This window comes from Mucilaginibacter sp. (genome assembly GCF_041088075.1).
GTDB lineage: Bacteria > Bacteroidota > Bacteroidia > Sphingobacteriales > Sphingobacteriaceae > Mucilaginibacter_A.
On record NZ_JBGCVY010000013.1, the window covers coordinates 1 to 23,279 of the forward strand.

Genomic DNA, 23,279 nt, shown 5'->3' on the forward strand with positions numbered 1-23,279 from the left:
ACTTATTATTTAACGTATTAACTCTTATTTGCGTTAATTCATATGTTTTTCCTTTTTGAATATATCCAAGAGAAACATCACTATTGTCATCTTTATTAACTAATACATGTACATCAGATCTAACTTCTTTATTTGGGGAAAGGCTACCCCGTTGACCCGGTCCTAAAAGTATTCGAGCAAATCCTGCATACAAAGAATTATTCATATAGTCCTTTTCTAAACCGGCCATAGAAAGATTAAATTCATCGCTTACAATTCCTTGCGCTAACATTTCCCTACCTCCTAAACCCGCAGGAATAATATGCTCTCTTTTAAAATAATTAAGATTTGCTTGGTCAAGATAATATATACACATTATTTATTAATAAAAAACATTGTTTCAATATCTGTGAATTTTGCTGTTACTAAAATACGTTTTTCTGTATAAACTATCCATACTTCTTTTATCCACCAAAAATTTATAGTAATTATGCGTCCATTAGAAATACCTAAACCATGGTTGTAAATTTAAAACAAACATTTCGCTGGTTTGGCCCGACGGATCCGGTTACACTGGCTGCTATCCGGCAAACTGGGGCTACCGGAATTGTAACCGCGCTGCACCACATTAAAGCGGGCGAGGCGTGGGGCCGCGAAGAGATCAGGCAGCGAAAGGAAACGGTTGAAGCGGCAGGGTTGCGCTGGTCGGTGGTAGAAAGCGTGAACGTGCATGAAAGCATTAAAACGGCTTCGGCAGAACGCGATGCTTACATCGAGAAATACATTGTTTCGCTTAAAAACCTGGCTGCAGAAAATATCAAAACCGTTTGTTATAATTTTATGCCGGTGCTGGATTGGACGCGCACCAATCTTGATTTCCGCCTGCCGAACAATGCATCGGCTTTGCGTTATGATGTACCGGCCGTTACCGCTTTTGATTTGTATATTTTGGAGCGGGAAGGGGCTTTCCGGGAATTTACGCTGCAGCAGCAGGAAGCTAAAGCGTATCTGGACAGTTTGGATGCGGATGCAAAAAATCAGTTGATAAAAAACGTATTGGCTGGTTTGCCCGGAACCAAAGAGGTTTATACAATCCCGCAATTTAAAGAGCATTTAAAAAAGTATGCCGAAACGGATGCCCACAAATTAAAAGAGAACCTGGCGTATTTTTTAAAAGCCATTATACCCGATGCGGAAGCATTGGGAATCAAAATGTGCATCCACCCGGACGACCCGCCGTTCCCGATTTTGGGTTTGCCGCGTGTGGTTTCTACCGAACAGGATTTGAACGATTTGGTGAATGCGGCACCTTCGCCAAGCAACGGGATTACTTTTTGTACCGGTTCTTTGGGCGCGCGTGCAGACAATGATTTGCCCGGAATGGTAGAGCGTTTAGGTTCACATATCCATTTTTTGCATTTAAGGAACGTAAAGCGCGAACCCGACGGCAGTTTTTACGAAGACGACCATCTGGCCGGAAGCACGGATATGTATGCGGTGATAAAGAACATCATTTTAGAACAGCAAAAACGACAGGGACAGGGCCGGACAGATATTGCCATTCCGATGCGGCCAGACCATGGACATAAAATACTGGACGATGTAAATTACGATACTTATCCCGGCTATTCTATTACCGGACGGATGAAAGGTTTGGCCGAACTGCGGGGCTTAGAACTGGGCATTAAAAGAAGCTTATTTAATGGCTGAGCTTGAATTGTTTCGGCTTTGATGTAAACTTATAGCAAGGTAACTTCAACACTAAAATTATAGTGGTAAAAGAAGCATCCGAAATTTAAGCAGGCAGATCAATCAAATTTGTTCTGCCTCGGCAGAAAAGCAGCGCTGCAGTTCGTCCAGGTCAAAAGGTTTGTTTACAAAACCTTTTGCTTTACAGATATTTGCAATTTCTTCGATGTTGTTTGCCGTGGATAAAATGATGACGGGAACGTGTTTGGTTTCGTGCATGTCCTTAAGTTCGGTACAAAGCAGTTGGCCTTCGCGTTCGTTCAGCCATTCGTCAAGCAAAATTAAATCAGGGTTATACGTATGAAGCCGACCGACAGGCCGGGGTTCGGCGACGATTACTTCGTAGCCATTATCTTCCAAAACATAACTGATAATATCACGGATATCACGGTCGTTTTCAATAATCAAAACTTTCTTTTTCAAATTATTGTGGAGTTAAAATCAGGCTGTTTAGAGTTCAAATATAATAAATCATATTGTAAATGATTTATTAATAAAAGGTTAATAGATTAAACGGCCCGGATTTTTCCTTCCTTTTTAAAAGCATTGATTTTTGATTTGAAAACAATTTTTTCAACTTACAAAAACTACCAAAAATCACATCGGCTAAAAATAATAATTGGCGTAACGATGCTCTTTTTACACTACTTTTTTATAAACTATGTTTTGTCTTATAATTAATATTATGTTAAGTACATTTTTAAAGAAAGAACGATAAAGGGCAAAAGCTTAATCAGCAAAGAATTTTTGCTCCCTGCCTGTTTTATAATTAACCAAGGATTTGCTTCCTTATTTCTTTTCTCGATTCTTCGCTGCCCAGCTCTAAACGTCTTGCATACATTGCTTTCGCATCTTCACCTGCAATATACCGCACTTGGTCTTTACCATCTGTCGCAGCTTCATAAACTACAGCGGCAATTTGATCGGCAGTTGAGGCGGCATTCATATTATCAACAGTAGAATACAATTTGTCCTCTATTTCGTGGTATTGAGGATGGGAATTCCTATCAAGCGACCTTCCTGTAAAATCGGTTGCAATACCGCCTGGTGCAATGGTTTTAATTTGAATATTGTGCAAGCCTAACTCAAACGACATGCTTTCTGACCAACCCTCAATAGCAAATTTTGTTGCCTGATAAATTGAATGTAAAGGAAACCCTAAAAGCCCGCCAATCGAAGTTGTACTGATAAACAAACCACTTTTCTTTTCTCTAAAATATGGAATAAAGGCTTGCGTAACACGCATCACGCCCAAAAGATTAGTGCTGATTTGTTTTAAGATTTGTTCGTCGCTGAATGCTTCCCTCGCCCCCATCAACCCATAACCCGCGTTATTAAAAACCACATCAATATTGTGTGAAGAAATAGCTTTGGCTACGGTAGTTTTAATTTGTTTTAAGTTGGTTACATCGAGTGGCAAAAGTGTAACGTTTTCCAATTGTGCAAGTTCTGTTTCTTTTTCCGGGTTTCGCATGGTAGCAATAACATTCCAACCTTTTGATTGAAATAATTTGGCAGTTGCTTTTCCTAATCCTGCCGATGCGCCTGTAATGAAAATTGTTTTTTGCATTTTGCTTTTTTTTAATTTTTTACAGTTCAAAAATCCAACAAATGTGATGACCTCATTTGTCCAAACCGTGGTTATTTGTTTCCAAACCGTGGTTTTATATCGGTTAGTATTTAAGTTATTTATGGAAAGAACAGATTTACCTGAACGAAACAAAATCCTGTTTAAAGTCTGTTTAAATATTCCCGATGCTTCTTTTACCACATAAAAATCATTATCTTTTTATGGTTTTGTAATGTTAAAATATGCAGGCACAGAATTTATAGGCATAAAAGAAGCATGATAAATTTCTATGATACAAGTTTTGTTTGAACTTATTCTTTTGTGTTTTACACGATGCTTCTTTTATCGCCTAAAAATTGGGATTGTAAAACCGTTTCCCTAAAAGGAAAAAGAAATCAATTAACATCAAACCAAAGCTTTGTAGTCAGCAGGTCAGCTCCCTGGCGACTAACGGCAGTTTGATAATTGGAGCCATTGAGGGATTGTTCGGTACCGGGATAAATGAAACGTACCGGTATTTTCCCGCCCAGTGTCCCGGCAACAGCGGGCTGCAATTGCGGGTAGTCAAGCCTGCGCCATTCTGCAAACGCTTCCAGGCCCTGCCCAAACAAAGCGATCCATTTTTGCTCTCCAATGGATTTTTTATAATTTGTGGGATCATATTGTACAGCGGCTGTTGACAGATATGCAACAGCAGCATTGCCTGTGATGCCATATTGGTTCAATGAGGCCTGAACTGCCTGACTATATAAATCTGATGCACTTTCTGTTGTAAAACCCCGTGCCGCAGCTTCTGCCCGATCAAACAATACTTCAGCATAACTCATAATTACAGCCGGTGCATGTGGTGCCCGAAAATAAGTTCCGGGTTTTGAGGTTTTTGTAAAGCCCAGGTTGCTGGCATCACCTACCAATAAACCGTTTGGAATGCCAACATAAGTTTGCGGTGTAACGTCCTGGGTTGGGGCAGCATAGATTGGCAGGCGCGGATCGTTTAATGCAATTAATTTATCGGTAACTGTTTTGCTGATCCGGTAATCGTCCCGCGTATCAAAGAGGTTACTGATGGGGTTTTGATTGGGCGAATCCAAATAAACCAATTGCGCTATCTCACTATTAGAACTGATGTAGCCACTGCCCTCGGCCTGTATTTCTGTTAATATCTGTTTGGCTTTGTCCGGGTCGCGGTCAGCAATGCGCAAGGCAATACGCAGGCGCAATGAATTCGTAAATTTTTTCCATAAAGCAATATTATTGCCATAAATAATATCACCCGCTATGGCTTTGCCTGATGTGTTTAATGCTACCTGTGCTGTTTTTAGATCGTCCAGCAAAGCTGCATAAACATCTTTTTGTGCGTCATAAGCAGGTGTTAAATATTGGTCTATGCTTGCTGCCTGTTTGTAAGGGATATCACCATAAGCATCCGTAAGCAGCATAAATACCCAGGAGCGCAGCACCAATGCAACACCTTTATAATTGGGGTTGCTTTGTGCATCTGCCTGTTTAATAATTTGGTTTAAATTCACGATGCTTTTCGAATAGCCAACCGTCCAAAGTTCCTGAAAAGCACTGTTTGTATAAATGTACCTGTCGGGATCGGTGTATTGAATTTTGGCCCAATGCTGCACAAAAAGCAATGATGCATCCATGTTGTTGCTCGTGCCCCAATAAGTATCAACCGTTGCTTTGGTCGCGGCCGTAAGCAAATAATCGGGCTGTGCATTTTGTGAAGCGTTTGGGTTTTGGTTAACCGCCACCAAATCTTTTTTGCAGGAAGCCAGATTGATAAAAAGCAAGCCGGCCAATACTGTTTTTACATATAGTTTTTTCATGTTGATTAAAATTTAAGATTGATATTGAAACCAATGTTACGCACGGTAGGCAAAGTTAAATCCTCCAAACCCTGGGCATTGCCTGTGCTGAATGCAGTTTCGGGGTCAATATTCGGGACGTTTTTATGGATGATCCATAAATTGCGGCCAACAACAGAAAAAGTTGCACCCTGAAAACCAAGGCCTTTTATCCAGCGCGAAGGCAATGTATAACCCAATTTTACTTCCCGTAATTTTACATAAGAGGCATCATATACAAAGGCTTCGTCAACATTGGTAAACCCTTTGTAGTACAATTGTGCCGGTAAAATTTTCGTGTTTGCAGTACCATCAGCTTTCACGCCGTTAAACACCATCCCGTCCTGATAAACTGTTTCGCCTTTTGGCGCTGCTGCGCCGTTGCTTATCTGAACCGCAGCGGCAGAGCTGTTGTTGCCCGGATAATAATAGCTTAAACCACCGTTTTCGGCACCTCTTCCGGGCAATGTGCTAGCCAAAATACCGGTGTAAGTGCCTGTACGGTTGGTGTTTGAATAAATAGAACCGCCAAAGCGTGCATCAACTAAAACGCTTAAATTTATTCCCTTGTAATAAAAGCTGTTGTTGATACTTCCCAGCCAATTTGGCGTAAATTTCCCCAAATACTGTTTGGTTGGATTGATAACAGGCGTTCCGTTATCGCCAATAATTATCTGCCCTGCGGCATTACGCAAATAGGCATTGCCAAAAAGCGTACCGTAGGGCTGGTTTATAGCAGCCAAGACTTGTACCGTTCGGTTAACACCTAAAACATAGCTTTGTAAACGGCCTTCGGCATCCAAAGAAAGTACTTTGCTTCGGTTTAAAGAGTAGTTTGTCGTGATTTCCCAACTGAAAGATGCTGTTTTTACAGGGGTAATTCCAAGCTGTACCTCCAGCCCTTTGTTGTTTATTTTGCCGCCATTAATCAATTTTTGACTGTAACCGGTTGTCGGGCTTACATCAACGTTTAATATCTGGTTGATGCTGTTGGTGTTGTAAACACTCAAATCCAAATGAACCCGGTCTTTTAAAAAGCCCAGTTCAAACCCGGCTTCCCCGGAAGTTGTGGTTTCTGGTTTAAGTTGGGCATTAAGGTCAATGCTTGCTGCATTTTGCTGCGGGTTTGCACCAAACGGAGCCGTGAAATTGTAAGTATTAATGAGCTGATAAGGTGTGGTTGCTTTACCTACTTTAGACCATCCGCCCCTTAATTTTGCATATGTTAAAAAATCACTTTTCAGATCTAAAGCTTCCGACAGGACTAAACTACCGTTGGCAGAAGGATAGAAATACGAAAGGTTTGCTGCCGGAAGCGTAGATGACCAATCGTTCCGACCCGTTAAATTTAAAAAAGCATAGTTGCGAAAACCGATTTGGGCCGATCCGAAAAGACTGTAAGTTTCAAGCTTCCCGTAATAGTTTGACGATACCAGCGGATCACGGGAATTGCTTAAAGTATATAAACCGGCCACTGCAAGCTTGGGTGCAACCTGGTCGTTCTCCTCGTTCAAAATACTGTTGATGTTGCCTCCTCCAAAAACATCCAGCGAAAAATCCTTGTTCAGTTTTTTGGTGTATTGCAGGCGTGCTTCGGTATTGGTTTCGGTTACGTTGTAGGCATCTTCCTCGTACGAGCCAAAAGGCGTTCCGTTGGTTCCGTACGCTACTTTGATTTTGCGCCTGTCTGTATAAGTATCTGTTCCGGTGCGAAAGTTTGCCGACAAGCCATCAATAATTTTGTAGTTTAGTTCTACGCTTCCAATCAAACGGTTTTTGTTTTGTGAAACTGTATTTTCGTAAGCCAGGAAATATGGGTTTGAGTAATAATTATTGTTCCAGTTGATGTTGTTTCCGTTTGCATCCCGATAGTTTTTAAGCTGGTTGATGTCCACCTGCCTTCCAAACCAAGTAAATTGCAACATGGTGCTTGTTGCCCGCTTGCCATACGCGCCCGGCAAATTGCCTGCATCATCTTTTATATAGTTGGCAATGGTCGTGATCGTTAATTTGGAAGTTGGCCTGAAGCTGGTATTCAACAAAAAAGAATTTCTGCCCTGCTCGGTGTTTGGCACCACGCCGTTTTGGTGCAGGTTGTTGTACGAAAGCCGGTAATCAAACTTATCCCCGCTGCCTGATAAAGCAACACCATTATTTAATGTTGACCCGGTCCTGAAAAAATCCCGCACATTATTAGGATGTGCCACAAAAGGTACGGCCACTCCGTTTGAGTAAAACTGCGGGATTAAAGCGCCATTCAGCGCTGGCCCCCAACTTTCATCAACGCCATCGTTTACACCGCCACCTTTTCCATCCACATAACTAAACCTGCCGTTAGAACCTTGCCCGTATTCATTTTGATACTTAGGCAACGTCTGGATACTGGAAAAAGTGGTGTTTGAATTGATTGAAACACCTAAGCCCTTGGTGCCTTTGCCTGTTTTGGTTTTGATCAAAATTACGCCGGCAGCAGCACGGTAGCCGTAAAGCGCGGCTGCATTTGGCCCTTTAAGTACACTGATAGACTCAATATCTTCCGAGTTCAAATCAGAAATGGCATTGGCAAAATCCCGTGAACCGTTAGCGCCTAAAAATTGCGAGTTGTCCACAATTGTTCCGTCAACCACAAACAAAGGCTGGTTGTTGCCTGCAATAGAGGTTTCGCCCCGAATAACAATGCGCGACGAGCCCATATCGCCCTGGCTGTTAATTACTTGCACGCCTGCTATTTTTCCGGCCAAAGCGTTAACAAAGTTGGTTTCTTTGGCTTCGGCAATGTCTTTGGCTTTTAGCCCCTGTACGGCATAACCTAAAGATTTTTTGTCTTTGGAGATGTTTAGCGCGGTAACGACCACTTCGTTCAGCGAGTTGGTTGCCTCTTCAAGTACAATTTTAAGGTTTGATGCGTTATCGGTAACCGGCACTTCCTGCGCTGTAAAACTGATGAAACTGACCCGCAGCACATCCCCTTTTTTTGCATTCAGCGTAAACCGGCCATCAACATCTGTTTGAACACCTGTTGTAGTGCCTGTAATCACAACACTAACACCGGGAAGCGGCTTTCCATCAGCTTTGGCCAGCACAACGCCGCTTACTTTTATAGATTGCGCTACTGTAATTTTCGGAACAATAAACGGCAATAGAAATACAAACAGAAATAGGTATTTTTTTGACATAGGAACTAATTGTATGATTTGAATTTATAAAAATGATTTTTATGATTGAGTTTCAACTACAGGTATTTTTTTGAAAAGATAATCAATGCAGCCCGGTTACAGTTTTATGCAAAACCGTTCGATACTTCTTTTATCACCTAAATTTTGGTGTAGTTTTATTTTCAAGATTAAGTTTGGATGATTGCATTAAGTATAAAATAAGGGGCATAAAAGAAGCATTTTGTTGCCAACACTTCAGCAGAACTTTTCCCTCTGTCTTTCGGGACAAGCAAATAAAATAACCGTTGGTGAAACAGCGGCAAAGATATAAACTTTTTATAAAGTCTATAAGGTTGGTAGGGTTTTTGAAAAATAAAATTCGGCCTGCATTTTGGTTTTGCATCGCTCCAAAAACCAGCCATGCTTCTTTTATCGGCTAAAATTCAGGCTCCGTTTAAATTCGTACCAAAAAACAAGATGCTTCTTTTATGCCTGTAAGTTTGGTGTGCCCATATGTTTAACCAAAAAAAACTCTAAACGACACTAATTTTTAGGTGATAAAAGAAGCATTGCATATCAGTTTAACAAAAATTTAAACAGGCTTTTAACATTAAAATCAAATTTGAAAACCGCGTACGGATTTGTGCCAAAACAAAAAGAGCCGGTTGATTAACCAGCTCTCTTTTTGATTGTATTTTTGATGGCCTGTTATTTGCCCAGCGCATCAATTTTCTTTTGAACGGCCGCCGCATTGGCATCATCTTTTTTGCCGATGTAAAGCGTTTTCAAATTGCTTAATGCCTCAACCGAAGTTGGGTTAACTTCTGTAGCTTTCAAAATATATGGTTTTGCCTTGTCAAACAAAGCATTTGATTTTGCAATCGCTGCCGTGTATTCTTTTTGTTTGCTGGCCGGAAGTTTATTGGCCGAGTTGTAAATATCAATGGCCGGGCTCATGATGACATAGCCCAGGTTCAAATTGGCTTCAAAATAGTTCGGGTCAATATCCAAGGCTTTTTTGTAATATTCGGCTGCTTTTTCATAATCTTTTGAAGAAGAGTAAGTTAAACCGGCATAATAATACAAAGCTTTGTTCTTCGGGTCATTGGCAATGGCGCTTTCAATCTTCTGGAGTACTTCTTTTTTGTTTCCGGCCTGGATGTTCAGCTCAATTTCCCGCTTGGCCAGTTCTGAATTTTTCGGAAACTTTTTGGTGGCTTCGTCCATAACTTTAATGGCCGATGCCGTATCCTTTTTGTTCAAATACAAAGTAACCAAATCATTATAAACACCAATTGATTTGGAATATTTGGTGGTAACCAGCTTTTTATAATTGCTGATGGCCGCATCATTGTTTTTAGCATTTGCGGCGGCCAAGCCGGTATATAAAATTGCATTGGTATCTTCCGGGAAGTACTGGCGGTAATTGTCAAAAGCGGTGTAGGCCAAATCGTATTTCCCGCTTTGGTATTCTTTCACGCCGTTTTGCAATTGATAATTTGCCAGCGACAGCTTTGTATCGTCCAGCAGTTTTTTGTTTTCGCCTTTGGTGTCCGCATCCTGCGCTTTTTTGTAAGCTTCCTGCGCAGCGGTAACCAAATTGTTTCGGTTTGCTTGTGTAGAATCATTGGCCAAAGAACTGTAAATAGCTGCTTTTAAGGCATAAGTTTGGGGCATTTGTGCCGTTTTATCATTTGCGGCAGCTTTATCAATTGATTCTTTAGCCGTGTTTAAACTTGTGGAAGCTATTTTTCCGGTCCGCACAACCGAAAACTTGTCGTATTCGGTTTTGGCGTTTGCCAGTTCTGATTTTTGGGCAAAAGCAGTTGCAGAAACTGCAAGCGCAAAGATGCCGGCTATTACAAACTTTGTTTTCATGTGGTAATTTAATTAATTATTTGGTTTAGTTGTGTACTGATTTTATTTGCTTGTGTGCTGTCTCCGATTTTATCGTAAAGTAATTTCAGGGTTTGCAAAAATTCCGGGTCGTTTGGGTTCATCTGGTCGGCTTTCTCCAAATTAAGGCGTGCTAAATTAAAGTTTTCGGCAGATTTTTCCGGTTCGGCAAGTCCTTTTTTCATATACAAAACCCCCAAGTTAAAAACCGGGTCGTAAGCCGTATGGTTCAACTGGATCGCTTTCTTGTAAAAAGCTTCGGCCTTATTTGTTTGGTTTAAATGATCATAACACACGCCGGCCAAAAAATTGATGTCGTAATCGTCAGGGCTGGCTTTTACCAAACCGTCCATCAAACCCCTTAACGCCGCATAATCTTTTTTGTTGTTGTAGATGTTGGCCTCTTCATACAGCAGTTTTTTGTTTTCCGGGTAAAGTTGTCGGCCGTTTTTCAAGGCTTTCAAAGCTTTGGCCGTATCGCCCAAGATCTTATAAACTTTTTGTGCCGTTAAAATAACCTCCGCCCCTGCCTTGCCGCTTTCCAGCAACTGGTCATAATAAGCCGCCGATTTGTTCAGCTCGCCCATCTTGTTTGCAGCATAAGCCATATAAATGCCCAAATGATCTGTGTTTGGGGCCAAAGCCTGTGCCTTTTGAAAATAATTAACGGCGCTACGGAAATCGTTGTGCTGCAGATCGTTAAAACCTCTCCGGATATATTCATTGGCCAGGTTTCTTTTGATGTAACTGACCTCGCTGGAATAATTGTATATTTTTTTACGGGTAAAAAGCGTATCGGCATAAACCGCGGTCGTGGCCAAAAAATTGTCTGGCATGTGCAAAGTGTTTGCCGAATCTGCATAAGCAATGGTAGAATAAACAACCGCACGGTAAACACTTTTGTACAAGTTTGCCGAATCTTTTTTGGTCTGTATCGTTTTATCTATTGCTTTTTTTGCTTCGCCCAAATATTTCAAATCGTGTTTTTGATTATAAAAAGCCAGGTTGTTAAACACATCCTTCAGCACTTCCGTTTGCGCGAAGCCGGAGGATGTGCCAAACAAAAAAAACACCGATAAAAGAAGTATGCGCGCCATCTTCAAATTTTATTTTTCAGGTTGGTCGTCCTCGTCCTCGTCCAAATCTTCCTCATCTGGTTCAGGCTCAGCTACTTCGTCATCATTTTCTTCGCCGTCGTTAAATTCGTCGTCCTCGTCTTCCTCCTCATCAATCGGATGCGATGCTTCGTTTACCATTGGGTTTTCTGCTTCTAATAAATGTTCTACTGCTTCTTCAATTTCGGCTGCAACCTCTTCGTCCCGCTCGATGCTGGCCACGGATGCAATCGCGTCTCCTTCTTTCAGGGAAATCAACCTAACGCCTTGTGTGGCGCGCCCCATTGAACGCAAACCGCTCACCGCAATCCGGATAATAATGCCCGAACGGTTGATAATCATTAGGTCATCTTTGTCTGTTACGTCTTTGATCGCCACCAACAACCCGGTTTTTTCGGTGATGTTCAAAGTCCGTACGCCTTTTCCGCCACGGTTGGTTACGCGGTAATCTTCAATGTCGGTACGTTTGCCGTAACCTTTTTCTGATACCACCAAAACTGTGGTTTCCGGGTCGTTTACCGAGATCATGCCCACCACTTCGTCATTTTCGGTATCCAAATAAATCCCGCGAACGCCTGTCGCTGTCCTGCCCATCGGCCTAACCGTTTTTTCGTTAAAACGGATGGCACGGCCGGAACGCAAAGCCATTAAAATCTCGCTGCTGCCGTTAGTCAGTTTGGCTTCCAGCAATTGGTCGCCATCGTTGATGTTGATGGCGTTGATACCGTTTGCACGAACGCGCGAATAAGCCTCCAAAGAAGTTTTTTTAATGATGCCTTTTTTGGTACACATAATAATAAAGTTGTTCTCCAGATATTCCCTGTCTTTCAGGTTGATGATCTTGATGTACGCTTTTATATTTTCTTCCTTCGGGATGTTGATGATGTTTTGGATAGCACGGCCTTTAGATATGCGCGTTCCTTCCGGTATTTCAAAAACACGAAGCCAGAAACAGCGCCCTGCTTCCGTAAAAAACAACATGTAGTTGTGGTTGGAAGCAATTAATAAATGTTCAATAAAATCTGCATCGCGGCTGTTGCTGCCGATAGAACCTTTGCCGCCTCTGCCCTGCGTACGGTATTCGGTCAAAGGTGTGCGTTTAATGTAGCCTTCGCGCGAAATCGTGATCACCACATCTTCATTTTCGATGAAATCTTCCGTCATCATTTCGGCAGAAGAGTGCATGATTTCGGTTTTGCGTTTATCGCCGTAACGTTCTTTTACTTCAAGCAGTTCGGTTTTGATGATTTCCATCCGCAAACTTTCATCCGCCAAAATAGATTTCAGGTAATCAATCTGTTTCATCAGTTCGGCATATTCGGCCTTGATCTTGTCGCGCTCCAGTCCGGTTAAGCGGCGCAACGTCATATCCAAAATGGCACGGGCCTGGATGTCTGTCAGTTCAAACGAAGTCATTAAACCTTCGCGTGCTTCGTCTGGCGTTCCTGAGTTTCTGATCAAACGGATCACTTCATCCAAATGGTCCAGCGCAATCAATAAACCTTCGAGTATGTGAGCGCGTTTTTGGGCATCTGCCAGTTCAAAACGTGTCCGCCTGACCACAACTTCATGGCGGTGCTCCACAAAATGATGGATCAGGTCTTTCAGGTTCAACTGCATCGGCCTGCCTTTTACCAGCGCAATATTATTTACGCTGAAGGAAGTTTGCAGCGAGGTGTATTTATAAAGGTTGTTTAAAACGATGGCCGCGTTTGCATCTTTTTTAATCTCGTAAACGATGCGGATGCCTTCGCGGTTAGATTCGTCGCGGATATCGCTGATGCCTTCAATTTTTTTATCGTTGATCAGATCGGCCGTGGCTTTGATCATGATTGATTTGTTGACCTGGTATGGGATTTCGCTGACGATAATCCGTTCGCGGTCATGCCCATAAGTTTCAATTTCGGCCCTTGCCCTTAAAACCACACGGCCGCGGCCGGTTTCCAAAGCTTCGCGGATGCCTTCCACACCGTAAATAATACCGCCGGTCGGGAAATCGGGCGCTTTTACATGCTGCATCAATTCACTGATCTCAATATCGCGGTTGTCAATATAAGCCATCGTGGCATCAATCACTTCGCTTAAATTGTGCGGTGCCATGTTGGTGGCCATACCCACTGCAATTCCGGATGCACCGTTGACCAGCAAATTTGGGATACGAGCCGGCAAAACCGTAGGTTCTTCTATCGAATCGTCAAAATTTAACTGGTAATCAATCGTGTCTTTGTTGATGTCGGCCAGCATTTCTTCGGCAATCCGGCGCAAACGTGCTTCGGTATAACGCATTGCTGCCGGACTATCGCCATCAATCGAACCGTAATTTCCTTGCCCGTCCACCAACGGGTAACGCAAACTCCAGTCCTGCGCCATCCGAACCATCGTATCATAAACCGATGAATCGCCGTGCGGATGGTATTTTCCCATCACTTCGCCCACAATACGGGCAGATTTTTTAAAAGGTTTGGTGGCATTTAAGCCCAGATCCAACATGCCAAAAAGCACGCGGCGGTGTACTGGCTTTAAACCATCGCGCACATCGGGCAGTGCGCGCGAAACGATCACCGACATCGAATAATCAATGTAGGCGGATCGCATTTCATCTTCAATATTGATCGGAATAATCCTGTCTTCCGGTTGCTGCGGGTCATTCCCTGTTTCTTCGGCCATTTTTACTTGCTAAAATTCTTTTAAAAAATGGTAACCGGCACGCTGCCTGCTACCGCGATTTAACACGCGAAATTAAGAATTTAAACGATAAAAAGAGCGGGAAAAACAGAGAACCATACAGGAAAATAACAGATTAATGCTTCTTTTACCACCAATTTTTAGGTGGTAAAAGAAGCATGGGTTTTGGTTTGAGAAGATTTTGTTTGAGAAGAATACTGATGCCATAAGGAACAGGAAACCCATCAAACGTAGAAGTTATTTAAACTAAATTTCCCCGATAAATGCTTCTTTTATGGCATAAAAATAAAAGAACACACCCCTGACCCCTCTCGAGAGGGGAAACATGGCGCATACCTTCCTAAAGCCAGAAAGGTAGCAAGCTTTACTTCCCCTCTCGAGAGGGGCAAGGGGTGTGTTCTTGACTAATACAGGTTGAATAAACAAAACAAGCAACGCCAAAAGTTTAAACAAACCCGTACTTTGAAAAAAACAAAATGCTTCTTTTACCACCAATTTTTAGGTGATAAAAGAAGCATCAAATTGTCATCCTGAAATTTTTTCAGGATCCCTCTTCCAAGGTTAAAACCTTTCTGATGGGATGCCGAAACATTTCGGCATGACAAAAACACAATGATTTTTAGGCGATAAAAGAAGCATCAAATTGTCATCCTGAAATTTTTTCAGGATCCCTCTTCCAAGGTTAAAACCTTTCTGATGGGATGCTGAAAGATTTCGGCATGACAAAAACATAATGATTTTTAGGTGATAAAAGAAGCATTGGTTTTTATCCCACCCAATCAATCCCTTTCCGCAACAAACCCATTGTTTTTTCCTCCTCGCTTCCCGGTTGCGGATGAAAATTGTAAACCCAATTGGCTTGCGGCGGCATACTCATTAAAATAGATTCTATTCGGCCATTGGTTTCCAAGCCGAATTTTGTACCGGCATCGTAAACCAAATTGAATTCGGCGTAACGGCCACGTCGTTGGTATTGCCAGTTTTTTTCGTTTTCGGTGAAAGTTTTGTCGCGGTTACGGTTAACCAGTTCGGTGTAAACCGGAATAAAAGTGCGGCCAACGCTTTTAGAAAATTCAAAAATATCGGTCCAGGTCAGTTCATCATTGGCCGCCAAACGGTCAAAGAAAATCCCGCCGATACCGCGTGTTTCTTTTCGGTGTTTGATGCAGAAATATTCATCGGCCCAGGTTTTAAACCGCGGATAAAATTCGGGATGAAACGTATCGCAGCAGTTTTTCAATTGACGGTGGAAAAAGCGCGCATCTTCTTCAATCACATAATGCGGTGTCAGGTCAATGCCGCCGCCAAACCAACGCAAAGGTTTATCACTTAAAACAGAAGAAGGCATTTCGAAATAACGGATGTTCATGTGGATGATAGGCACCCAGGGATGTTTTGGGTGGATGACGATGGAAACGCCGGTCGCAAAAAAATCGTCCTGATCAACCACCAATGATTTTTTGAGCGTGTGCGGCAACTGGCCATAAACGGCAGAAAAATTTACGCCGCCTTTTTCAATCACATTTCCGTTTTGGATTACCCTGGAACGTCCGCCGCCGCCGCCTTCGCGCTGCCAGTTTTCCTGTTCAAAATGCGCGCCGCCGTCCAGTTGCTCTAATGCGGCACAAATCTCGTCCTGGATCAGGCGATATTCCTCCGCAATCTGTTCTTTCGTAATCATCGCCACCTCGTTTAAAATCATGTCTCAAAAATTATCGTTTTTTATACGGTAAAAGCAGTATTCGGGTTTGTTGCCGGTGGTTCTTCCAGATAATCCAAATCTTTTCCGAAGCTTTCTTTCAATTGGTTGATCGAGAAAAAAGCAATCGCCACCAATACCGCCATCATAATCCGCGCGCTGCTGATAATGCCGTATTTGACTACCAATTTCTCAAAAAGATAAGTGATCGGAATTAAAGATCCGCGGACAAAATTCGGGACCGTTGTGGTAACCGTAGCGCGGATATTGGTGCCAAATTGTTCGGAAGCAATGGTAACAAAAGTTGCCCAGTAACCACAGGAAAATCCCATAAACAAACACAGCCACGTAAATTGCTGCGGCGTAACATGAACGGAATTTAGGTAAACAAAAGCGCTAACCAACGACAAAATATGAAAAAGCATCATCGTAATTTTGCGCGAACGGGTTGCCTGCGCCATTAATCCGGCAACTAAATCTCCTGCTGAGATACCAAAATACGTGTACAAAATTCCGGTTCCGGCGCTTAAAACCGTTGTGGCTTGCAATGCTTTTCCAATTTCGGGTGCTTGTGTTACCAAAATCCCGACCACAAACCAAAGCGGCGCACCAATTAAAATGCAGTATAAATATTTGAAAAACCTTTTCCGATCGGTAAACAACATCAAAAAGTTGCCACGGCTCACACCTGTTTGTTCGGCTTCTTTAAACATTCCGCTTTCAAAAGTTCCGGCACGTAAAAGAAGCAGTAAAAAACCTAAGCCGCCGCCAACAAAATACGCGGTTTGCCAACTAAAGTAAACGGCAACTTTTGCTGCAACTGCCGCACCCATCAACCCTACAACGGCAACCATCATCGTACCGTAACCACGGTTTTTTTTGCTTAAAGTTTCGCTTACCAAAGTAATCCCAGCACCAAGTTCTCCGGCCAAACCAATACCGGCAGCAAAACGGACGATGCCATACATTTCAATCGAATGCACCAAACCGTTCAAAAAATTGGCAATCGAATACAACAAAATCGAACCGAACAATACTTTTATCCGCCCCAGTTTATCGCCGATAATCCCCCATAATATTCCGCCTAAAAGCAGACCGCCCATTTGCATGTTCAATACAAATTCGCCATCTGTCCGCATGTTTTCGGGTTTTACGCCAATGTCTTTGAAGCTTTGCAGGCGAACAATCGAGAAAATCACCAGGTCGTAGATGTCAACAAAATAGCCCAAAGCCGCAACGATCACTAAAAAAAGGATGTTTCTGTTTTTTGCAGGTGCTGTGGCAGTCATGTAAAAAAATTAGGTTAAAGTTAAAGTTGGTAAATATATTTAATTTAAAAGGATGAAAAGCAAAAGCCCTTGCAATAAAAAAAGCATGGTAAAAGAAGCATCAATTTGTCCGGATTTCAAAAGCTGCTGTAATAATTCAAAATTCGGATTATCTTAGCCTGATGGAAAATTTTGTTCAGTATAATCCAACGAAAGTGATTTTTGGACGGGAAGTTACCGACCAGTTGCCCGCAGAAATATCATGGAAAAAAGCTTTGGTTGTGATTGGCGAAAGCTCGGCCAAGCGGAACGGATTGTATGCGCGGGTGGTTTCTTTGATGAATATGGCGGGACTGGAACACGTTACTTTTGAAGGTGTAAAGGCCAGTGCAACGTACCAGGACGCAGATAAAGCGGTAAAATTGGCCAAAGAATATGGCGCCGAAGTGGTTGTCGCGATTGGTGGCTGCTCGGTAATTGATACGGCAAAAGCGGTTGCGGCAGGTTTTTACAGCAACCACTCCGTTTGGGATTTTTATATGCTAAAAGAAGCACCACAGCAGGCGCTTCCGGTTTTGAATATCCAAACCATTGCTTCCACCGGTTCGGCAATGAACAATATTTCGGTTTTGTGCGATTATGAAACCGGCATCAAAAAAGATTTTAGTTCGCCTTTGTTTTATCCGAAAACCGCTTTTTTGGATCCGTATTATTCGGTTACGGTGCCAGCAAAACAAACGGCTTTTGGTGTTTCCACCATGATTGCTTATGCCTTCGAGCAGTTTTTGAATGACGGCGATGCTGTTTTAACTGATTATTTTACAGGCGATTTGATCCGTTTGTCTATCCAATATGGCAAGGAAGTGATGCAAAACCTGGGCGATTACCAATTGCGTTCCAACCTGATGTGGATGGCTACAATCGCACTGAACGATACGTTAAGTTCGGGCCGAAATTATAGCGATAAAAGCATCAGTTGCCTGGCCAATGCTTTGGATGTGCTTTTTGGAATTGGACACGGTGCTTCTTTGGCCATTGTTTTATGTGCCTGGCTGAAGTACCACCAATACCGCTATTTAAACCGGATCAAGTTTTTGGCGAAACATGTTTTTGGTTTGGAAAACGTGGATTCGGATTTTACGGTGAATACTTTTGTGCAGAAGCTGCAGGATTTTTACCGCTGCATTGGTGTTCCGGTCAAGCTTTCGGAAGCCGGGATTGATCCTTCTCAAAAACAAAACATTTTGCAAAGCTTCCAGAAAAATAAAATCTCGGTGAGCAATTACAAAATGGCCGACAAAGATTACGAAGCCTTGCTGGATTTGATGTGGTAATCTTTGATACTGTTTTTATGCCGGTAAAAACAGTATCAATTAAATTCCGCTAACGCGAGGTAAAGTTATTGCCGGAAAAAGGATACCTTCCGCCGAAATCTTCCACCCAATAATAGTTGTACACGTAGGCGCCAACTTCTTTAAAAGCCGGGTTCATCAGGTTTTTGCAATGCTTTTCGCTTTTAAACAATTCCCGGTTTACCTGTTGGATAGATTGCTGCCCGGCGGCAATATTTTCGCCAATCATATAACGTTGAAAACCGGCAGGCGTGTAACCGGCTTTTTCAAAACGTTGCTGAATGTGGTCGCCGTTCCTGCTTTCATGACTAAAATAATTATTGTTGGCCATGTCTTGCGCGTGTGCAGCAGCAGCCGAAGCCAGTTGATCGTTCCAAACCAAAGGCGCAACCGGCGGCATATAAGTGGTGCCGCAATTGCAGCCCCGCGCCCTGATTTGGTTGATCCGCTGCAAAACCTCAGCTTTAAAACTGAAATTTTTACCGGTAAAAGAAGCATCGTCCCAAACGAAAGAAACGCAAAAAAACAACGGAATAACGAACAGGAATTTTAGTTGAAAAGGTTTCATGCAGTTTGGCATCACAATTTTAAATTGGATGAGGAACGCAAAAAATAGTTTAAGGATATCAAAACTAATTTAAATTTTGTTTGATTGGATTGCCATGCTTCTTTTATCACCTAAAAATCATCCATGTGTTGTCATCCTGAACTTGTTTCAGGATCCCTCGTGATAAGTAACCAAACCTGTGGGATGCCGAAACAAGTTCGGCATGACAAAACTGTAAAAACAGCATTTTTAGGAGATAAAAGAAGCATTGGAAATAAATCGATAAAAAGTTAGTCTGATCTAAGCAAATTTATAATTCCTGAACCTGCTTCCAGATTTCCTCGTTCACCGGAATTCCTTCCAAAGTATTTTTATTTCTGGTGATCAAGGTTCTTTCTCCGGGATAATAAATCTTGCCGTTTTGATCAACCGGTTCGCTGGTTTTGGTGAAATCGATGATTTGTTCGATGAGGTTTTGGTGAAGATCAGGCTGATAAATGGCAATAAAAGTTTGCGAAACGCCAGCTTCTTTTCCTGCCGCTGTAATTGCTGCCGTTGATTTTCCTCCGCTTAAAGCCGTCAAAACCACGTCCAGCATCAACGAAAGCCCCGAGCCTTTCCACAAACCAATTGGCAAAGCGCGTTCTGTTTTTCGGATGGCTGCGGCATCGGTTGTTAAATTTCCCGCTTCGTCATAACCGCCAGCATAAGGCAAAGGTTGTTGGTTTAGTTCGTGTTCCTGCAACTTCCCGTACGAATATTGGGAAACGGCCATATCCAAAACCAAATGTCCGCCTGCTTTTGGCACCGCAATTACCAGCGGATTGTTTCCTAATCGCGGTTCTTTTCCTCCCCAGGGCGGCACATTGGCGATGGTGTTGGTAAAACAAATTCCTATACAACCGGCATCGGCAGCTTGCCAGCCGTAAGTACCGCCACGCATCCAATGGTTGGTATTTTTGATGCTGACGCAGCCAATGCCGTTTGTTTTTGCAAGTTCGGTTGCCGCTTTCATGGCTAAAGAAGCATTGTACATTCCTGGGGCAAGATGCCCGTTCCAATGTGCCAGCGCGCTGTTTTCGCTTAAAACTTCCGGCTCGGCTTCCGGTTTTACCAAGCCATTTTTCACCAAATCCATAAAAACCGGGAAACGGTTCAGCCCGTGCGAGTAAACGCCATCCATACTGTTTTGCGCAAAAATGTTGGAACACAATGCTGCTTTTATGGCAGAAAAATTGTGTTTCAGCAATATCCTTTCAAACTCATGTTGTAAATCCTGGTAAGCAACCCGCATGTGTTTTTAACCGCCTCGCTGTTGCTTTGTTTCGGTTGATTGATCCTGGCACAAACCGAAATTAAGGGCATAAAAAAAGCCTTTCAACATCTCGAAAGGCTTTCCAGTAAACGGCTAAGTATATATTTGCTATATATTAAACTTTTTTTACGTTAACTGCCTGCAGCCCTTTTCTGCCTTCTTCCACATCATACTGTACATCATCGTTGTCTTTGATGGCATTTACGCCGCCTTGAACATCTTTGAAGTGCACGAAAAGATCTTTACCATCATCGGTAACGATAAAACCATAACCTTTTTGAGTGTTAAACCACTTTACTTTTCCAGTTTTCATAACATTTTCTTAGAATTAAATTAGTGGTTTAATTTAAAAAAACTAAACTAAAAAATGCAAATAATTAAAACAAAAAAAGATTATGGATTTTATGCTGATAAAAACAGTATTGCTTCCTCAATAAGCAGCGTCAATCTCTTTAAGATAATTGCTTAATGGAGACAAGCCAACCGCTTTTCTTCTCAAATCAACATTAAGCGAATCCTGGATAGGAAAAGGCAAATGTTTATGTGTTTCTTTATTGTAGCGTGTTTGCGTTCCGTATAACTGTTTATGCCCCTGGTTGGTTAAAACACGATCTTTTAAATAAGCGTACTTTTCTCCGGAAGCGTTGTGTTGCTTAACCTCTTTCTCCATTTGAACTAAAACTTCTTGTTGAAATTTCACGTCGTCATCACAGTGCTGAACGATAGCCCAAAACTTGCTGCTTCCGCTTTCTCCAACTAAAGAAAAACCCGGATAACCATACTGATGAAATATTCGTTTAGCTTCTGCTAAATTCAAACTGTCTGTTTTTGCCCAATTTTTTTGAATAGTTGCTTCGTCATAATCCGATTGCTGGTGCTTGTTAAGCTTCATGTATTCCAGGCGCCATTTCTGGTCTTCTTTAAACATCACCTTGAGCTTTTTGTACAAAGCCGAATCAATTTTGGATTGACAAAAAGCGTTTTGGGAAAACAGTAAAACGATCAAACAGAATAAAAACAAATGCTTCATAACTAATATTTTAGGCCAAGTTATGAAACATTTGTTAAAGTATAAAACGATACTGTTTTTACTGGCATAAAAACAGTATCGTAAAAAATATTATTTATTAGGCTGAGGTGTCATCCGCAAATACGGTTTCACTTCGGTAAAACCTTTTGGGAATTTGGCCGGAATATCTTCTGTTTTGATGGCCGGCAAAACCACCACGTCCTCTCCTTCTTTCCAATCGGCAGGCGTAGCAACACTATGATAAGCCGTTAATTGAAGCGAATCAATCACGCGTAAAATCTCCTGGAAATTCCGCCCGGTAGAAGCCGGATAACTGATAATGAGTTTTACAATTTTATTCGGATCAATGATGAACAACGAACGGATGGTTGCATTAACCGAAGCATTTGGGTGGATCATATCATAAGCTTCGGCAATTTCTTTGCTTTCATCTGCAATGATCGGGAACGTAACTTCTACATCCTGCGTTTCGTTGATGTCATTGATCCAGCCTGCATGTTGCTCAACCGAATCCACACTCAGCGCAATTACTTTGACGTTGCGTTTTTCAAACTCCTCTTTTAAAGAAGCTGTTTTGCCTAATTCGGTGGTACAAACCGGCGTATAATCACCCGGATGCGAAAACAAAACGCCCCAACTATCACCTAAAAAAGTGTAAAAATCAATTTCTCCCTGAGATGTTTTGGCGTGGAAGTTTGGCGCTTTATCGCCTAATCTTAAACTCATGACGTTAAAATTTAGTGTAAATAATACTATACTAAAATAGTAGGGGATTCTGTCATAACAAAACGATAATCCAACAAAAAAAGGGAACCTGTTTGGGTTCCCTTTCCTTAATCTAAAGCAGACTAATTAATTTATTTTACTGCATCAACCACAGCTTTAAAAGCTTCCGAGTGGTTCATTGCTAAATCAGCCAATACTTTACGGTTTAAAGTGATTTTGGCCGTGTTTAATTTCCCCATTAATTGAGAATAAGATATGCCATGCTGACGTGCACCAGCGTTGATCCGCTGGATCCACAATCCTCTGAATTCTCTTTTTTTAGTTTTACGGTCGCGGTAAGCGTACTGTAAACCTTTTTCAACTGTATTTTTGGCAACGGTATAAACCTTGCTGCGCGAACCCCAATAACCTTTGGCGAGGTTCATTATTTTTTTTCTGCGTCTGCGGGACGCTACTGCGTTTACTGAACGTGGCATTTTTTTAGATTTTTGGTAGTGGGTGTTTCAACTAAGAAAACTTACGGGACCCGAATACCTGGTTAAACATTTTTGTTATTTACCGATGCAAAGCATCCGTTTTACGTTGCCCATATCAGCGGCAGATACCAGGCTGGTGTGGGTAAGGTTACGTTTGCGTTTGGTAGATTTTTTAGTCAGGATGTGGCTTTTAAAGGCGTTTTTCCTTGCAATTTTACCGGTTCCAGTAAGCTTAAAGCGCTTTTTGGCACTGGAATTGGTTTTCATTTTTGGCATAGCTGTTTTTTTAAACTTTTATTTTTTTGCTGCTTTAGGTGCTAATGTTAGGAACATTCGTTTGCCTTCTAATTTTGGCAATTGTTCCACTTTTCCAACGTCTTCTACGGCTTGTGCAAAACGGAGCAGTAAAATTTCGCCCTGCTCTTTGTACACAATCGCCCTTCCTTTAAAATGGACGTAAGCCCTAACCTTTTCGCCGGCTTCTAAGAATTTTTGCGCATGTTTCAACTTAAATTCAAAATCGTGGTCGTCAGTATTCGGGCCGAAACGAATTTCTTTGATAACGGTTTGTTTGGCATTGCTCTTGATTTCCTTCAACTTCTTTTTCTGCTCATAAATAAACTTGTTGTAGTCTATAATTTTACAAACAGGCGGTGTAGCGTTCGGGGAAATTTCTACCAGGTCCAATTCCTGCTCTTCCGCCATTGCCTGGGCAACCCGGGTGCTAAAAATTCCGGGTTCTACGTTGTCGCCAACTAAACGAACTTCAGGAACCCTGATAAACTGGTTGATATTGTGTTCAGCTTCTTTCTTTTTAAAAGGAGGCCGAGGCCCTCTGCTGAAATTTGGTTTGTTTAATGCCAA

General features: G+C 42.1%; 20 protein-coding genes. 2 read left to right on the top strand and 18 right to left on the bottom strand.

Going from position 1 to position 23,279, the window contains the following annotated elements; all coding sequences use genetic code 11:
- On the bottom strand, positions 1 to 355 hold a 355-nt coding region (locus V5804_RS01705), incomplete at its 3' end, for a hypothetical protein (RefSeq protein ID WP_369589648.1).
- Between the two features lie 140 nt (positions 356 to 495).
- On the opposite strand from V5804_RS01705, the gene uxuA reads away from it, so the two are divergent.
- Complete coding sequence (uxuA, locus tag V5804_RS01710; RefSeq protein ID WP_369589649.1) at positions 496 to 1,689, top strand: mannonate dehydratase; 1,194 nt, start codon at positions 496 to 498, stop codon at positions 1,687 to 1,689.
- Between the two features lie 102 nt (positions 1,690 to 1,791).
- Here the strand turns inward: uxuA and V5804_RS01715 are convergent, their stop codons facing one another.
- The 9 genes from V5804_RS01715 to V5804_RS01755 all read right to left on the bottom strand — a co-directional run bounded on the left by V5804_RS01715 (position 1,792) and on the right by V5804_RS01755 (position 16,990).
- Positions 1,792 to 2,151: a PleD family two-component system response regulator gene (locus tag V5804_RS01715; protein WP_369589650.1), complete on the bottom strand. Its 360-nt coding sequence runs from the start codon at positions 2,149 to 2,151 to the stop codon at positions 1,792 to 1,794.
- A gap of 346 nt (positions 2,152 to 2,497) precedes the next feature.
- Positions 2,498 to 3,499 carry an SDR family oxidoreductase gene (locus V5804_RS01720; RefSeq protein ID WP_369589651.1) on the bottom strand — a complete coding sequence of 334 codons (1,002 nt, stop codon included), beginning with the start codon at positions 3,497 to 3,499 and terminating at the stop codon, positions 2,498 to 2,500.
- Between the two features lie 194 nt (positions 3,500 to 3,693).
- A complete protein-coding gene (locus tag V5804_RS01725; RefSeq protein ID WP_369589652.1) occupies positions 3,694 to 5,133 on the bottom strand; it encodes a SusD/RagB family nutrient-binding outer membrane lipoprotein in 1,440 nt (479 codons plus the stop codon).
- A gap of 5 nt (positions 5,134 to 5,138) precedes the next feature.
- On the bottom strand, positions 5,139 to 8,327 hold the full coding sequence (locus V5804_RS01730) for a SusC/RagA family TonB-linked outer membrane protein (RefSeq protein ID WP_369589653.1): 3,189 nt from the start codon (positions 8,325 to 8,327) through the stop codon (positions 5,139 to 5,141).
- Between the two features lie 687 nt (positions 8,328 to 9,014).
- The gene (locus V5804_RS01735) at positions 9,015 to 10,184 is read right to left on the bottom strand and encodes a tetratricopeptide repeat protein (RefSeq protein ID WP_369589654.1); all 1,170 of its coding nucleotides are present in this window, start codon (positions 10,182 to 10,184) and stop codon (positions 9,015 to 9,017) included.
- A gap of 8 nt (positions 10,185 to 10,192) precedes the next feature.
- Positions 10,193 to 11,299: a tetratricopeptide repeat protein gene (locus V5804_RS01740; RefSeq protein WP_369589655.1), complete on the bottom strand. Its 1,107-nt coding sequence runs from the start codon at positions 11,297 to 11,299 to the stop codon at positions 10,193 to 10,195.
- A gap of 9 nt (positions 11,300 to 11,308) precedes the next feature.
- On the bottom strand, positions 11,309 to 13,984 hold the full coding sequence (gene gyrA, locus V5804_RS01745; RefSeq protein WP_369589656.1) for a DNA gyrase subunit A: 2,676 nt from the start codon (positions 13,982 to 13,984) through the stop codon (positions 11,309 to 11,311).
- Positions 13,985 to 14,768: 784 nt separating this feature from the next.
- Positions 14,769 to 15,683 carry an oxygen-dependent coproporphyrinogen oxidase gene (hemF, locus tag V5804_RS01750; protein WP_369589657.1) on the bottom strand — a complete coding sequence of 305 codons (915 nt, stop codon included), beginning with the start codon at positions 15,681 to 15,683 and terminating at the stop codon, positions 14,769 to 14,771.
- A gap of 41 nt (positions 15,684 to 15,724) precedes the next feature.
- Positions 15,725 to 16,990: an MFS transporter gene (locus tag V5804_RS01755; protein WP_369589658.1), complete on the bottom strand. Its 1,266-nt coding sequence runs from the start codon at positions 16,988 to 16,990 to the stop codon at positions 15,725 to 15,727.
- A gap of 161 nt (positions 16,991 to 17,151) precedes the next feature.
- Between V5804_RS01755 and V5804_RS01760 the strand changes: the two genes are divergently transcribed.
- Positions 17,152 to 18,303, top strand: coding sequence for an iron-containing alcohol dehydrogenase (locus tag V5804_RS01760; protein ID WP_369589659.1), 1,152 nt, complete (start codon positions 17,152 to 17,154; stop codon positions 18,301 to 18,303).
- 49 nt (positions 18,304 to 18,352) lie between these two features.
- Here V5804_RS01760 and V5804_RS01765 read toward each other — a convergent pair whose 3' ends face one another.
- The 8 genes from V5804_RS01765 to infC form a co-directional block, all read right to left on the bottom strand.
- A complete protein-coding gene (locus tag V5804_RS01765) occupies positions 18,353 to 18,889 on the bottom strand; it encodes a CAP domain-containing protein (protein WP_369589660.1) in 537 nt (178 codons plus the stop codon).
- Positions 18,890 to 19,178: 289 nt separating this feature from the next.
- Positions 19,179 to 20,162, bottom strand: coding sequence for a 3-dehydro-L-gulonate 2-dehydrogenase (gene yiaK / locus V5804_RS01770; protein WP_369589661.1), 984 nt, complete (start codon positions 20,160 to 20,162; stop codon positions 19,179 to 19,181).
- A 136-nt stretch (positions 20,163 to 20,298) separates the two neighbouring features.
- Positions 20,299 to 20,496 carry a cold-shock protein gene (locus V5804_RS01775; RefSeq protein WP_174288621.1) on the bottom strand — a complete coding sequence of 66 codons (198 nt, stop codon included), beginning with the start codon at positions 20,494 to 20,496 and terminating at the stop codon, positions 20,299 to 20,301.
- Between the two features lie 117 nt (positions 20,497 to 20,613).
- Complete coding sequence (locus V5804_RS01780) at positions 20,614 to 21,213, bottom strand: DUF6624 domain-containing protein (protein ID WP_369589662.1); 600 nt, start codon at positions 21,211 to 21,213, stop codon at positions 20,614 to 20,616.
- Positions 21,214 to 21,303: 90 nt separating this feature from the next.
- Positions 21,304 to 21,939: a peroxiredoxin gene (locus V5804_RS01785; protein WP_369589663.1), complete on the bottom strand. Its 636-nt coding sequence runs from the start codon at positions 21,937 to 21,939 to the stop codon at positions 21,304 to 21,306.
- A gap of 131 nt (positions 21,940 to 22,070) precedes the next feature.
- The gene (gene rplT / locus V5804_RS01790; protein ID WP_369589664.1) at positions 22,071 to 22,415 is read right to left on the bottom strand and encodes a 50S ribosomal protein L20; all 345 of its coding nucleotides are present in this window, start codon (positions 22,413 to 22,415) and stop codon (positions 22,071 to 22,073) included.
- 75 nt (positions 22,416 to 22,490) lie between these two features.
- The gene (rpmI, locus tag V5804_RS01795; protein WP_369589665.1) at positions 22,491 to 22,691 is read right to left on the bottom strand and encodes a 50S ribosomal protein L35; all 201 of its coding nucleotides are present in this window, start codon (positions 22,689 to 22,691) and stop codon (positions 22,491 to 22,493) included.
- An 18-nt stretch (positions 22,692 to 22,709) separates the two neighbouring features.
- Entirely contained in the window at positions 22,710 to 23,279 is a 570-nt protein-coding gene (infC, locus tag V5804_RS01800) for a translation initiation factor IF-3 (RefSeq protein ID WP_369589666.1), read from the bottom strand.

Coding starts and splice junctions, on each gene's coding strand:
- V5804_RS01725 (WP_369589652.1), bottom strand. CDS start 5,133: ATGAAAAAACTATATGTAAAAACAGTATTGGCCGGCTTGCTTTTTATC.
- V5804_RS01735 (WP_369589654.1), bottom strand. CDS start 10,184: ATGAAAACAAAGTTTGTAATAGCCGGCATCTTTGCGCTTGCAGTTTCT.
- rplT (WP_369589664.1), bottom strand. CDS start 22,415: ATGCCACGTTCAGTAAACGCAGTAGCGTCCCGCAGACGCAGAAAAAAA.
- uxuA (WP_369589649.1), top strand. CDS start 496: ATGGTTGTAAATTTAAAACAAACATTTCGCTGGTTTGGCCCGACGGAT.
- V5804_RS01780 (WP_369589662.1), bottom strand. CDS start 21,213: ATGAAGCATTTGTTTTTATTCTGTTTGATCGTTTTACTGTTTTCCCAA.
- V5804_RS01755 (WP_369589658.1), bottom strand. CDS start 16,990: ATGACTGCCACAGCACCTGCAAAAAACAGAAACATCCTTTTTTTAGTG.
- V5804_RS01730 (WP_369589653.1), bottom strand. CDS start 8,327: ATGTCAAAAAAATACCTATTTCTGTTTGTATTTCTATTGCCGTTTATT.
- yiaK (WP_369589661.1), bottom strand. CDS start 20,162: ATGCGGGTTGCTTACCAGGATTTACAACATGAGTTTGAAAGGATATTG.
- V5804_RS01785 (WP_369589663.1), bottom strand. CDS start 21,939: ATGAGTTTAAGATTAGGCGATAAAGCGCCAAACTTCCACGCCAAAACA.
- rpmI (WP_369589665.1), bottom strand. CDS start 22,691: ATGCCAAAAATGAAAACCAATTCCAGTGCCAAAAAGCGCTTTAAGCTT.
- gyrA (WP_369589656.1), bottom strand. CDS start 13,984: ATGGCCGAAGAAACAGGGAATGACCCGCAGCAACCGGAAGACAGGATT.
- V5804_RS01740 (WP_369589655.1), bottom strand. CDS start 11,299: ATGGCGCGCATACTTCTTTTATCGGTGTTTTTTTTGTTTGGCACATCC.
- V5804_RS01775 (WP_174288621.1), bottom strand. CDS start 20,496: ATGAAAACTGGAAAAGTAAAGTGGTTTAACACTCAAAAAGGTTATGGT.
- V5804_RS01765 (WP_369589660.1), bottom strand. CDS start 18,889: ATGAAACCTTTTCAACTAAAATTCCTGTTCGTTATTCCGTTGTTTTTT.
- V5804_RS01760 (WP_369589659.1), top strand. CDS start 17,152: ATGGAAAATTTTGTTCAGTATAATCCAACGAAAGTGATTTTTGGACGG.
- hemF (WP_369589657.1), bottom strand. CDS start 15,683: ATGATTACGAAAGAACAGATTGCGGAGGAATATCGCCTGATCCAGGAC.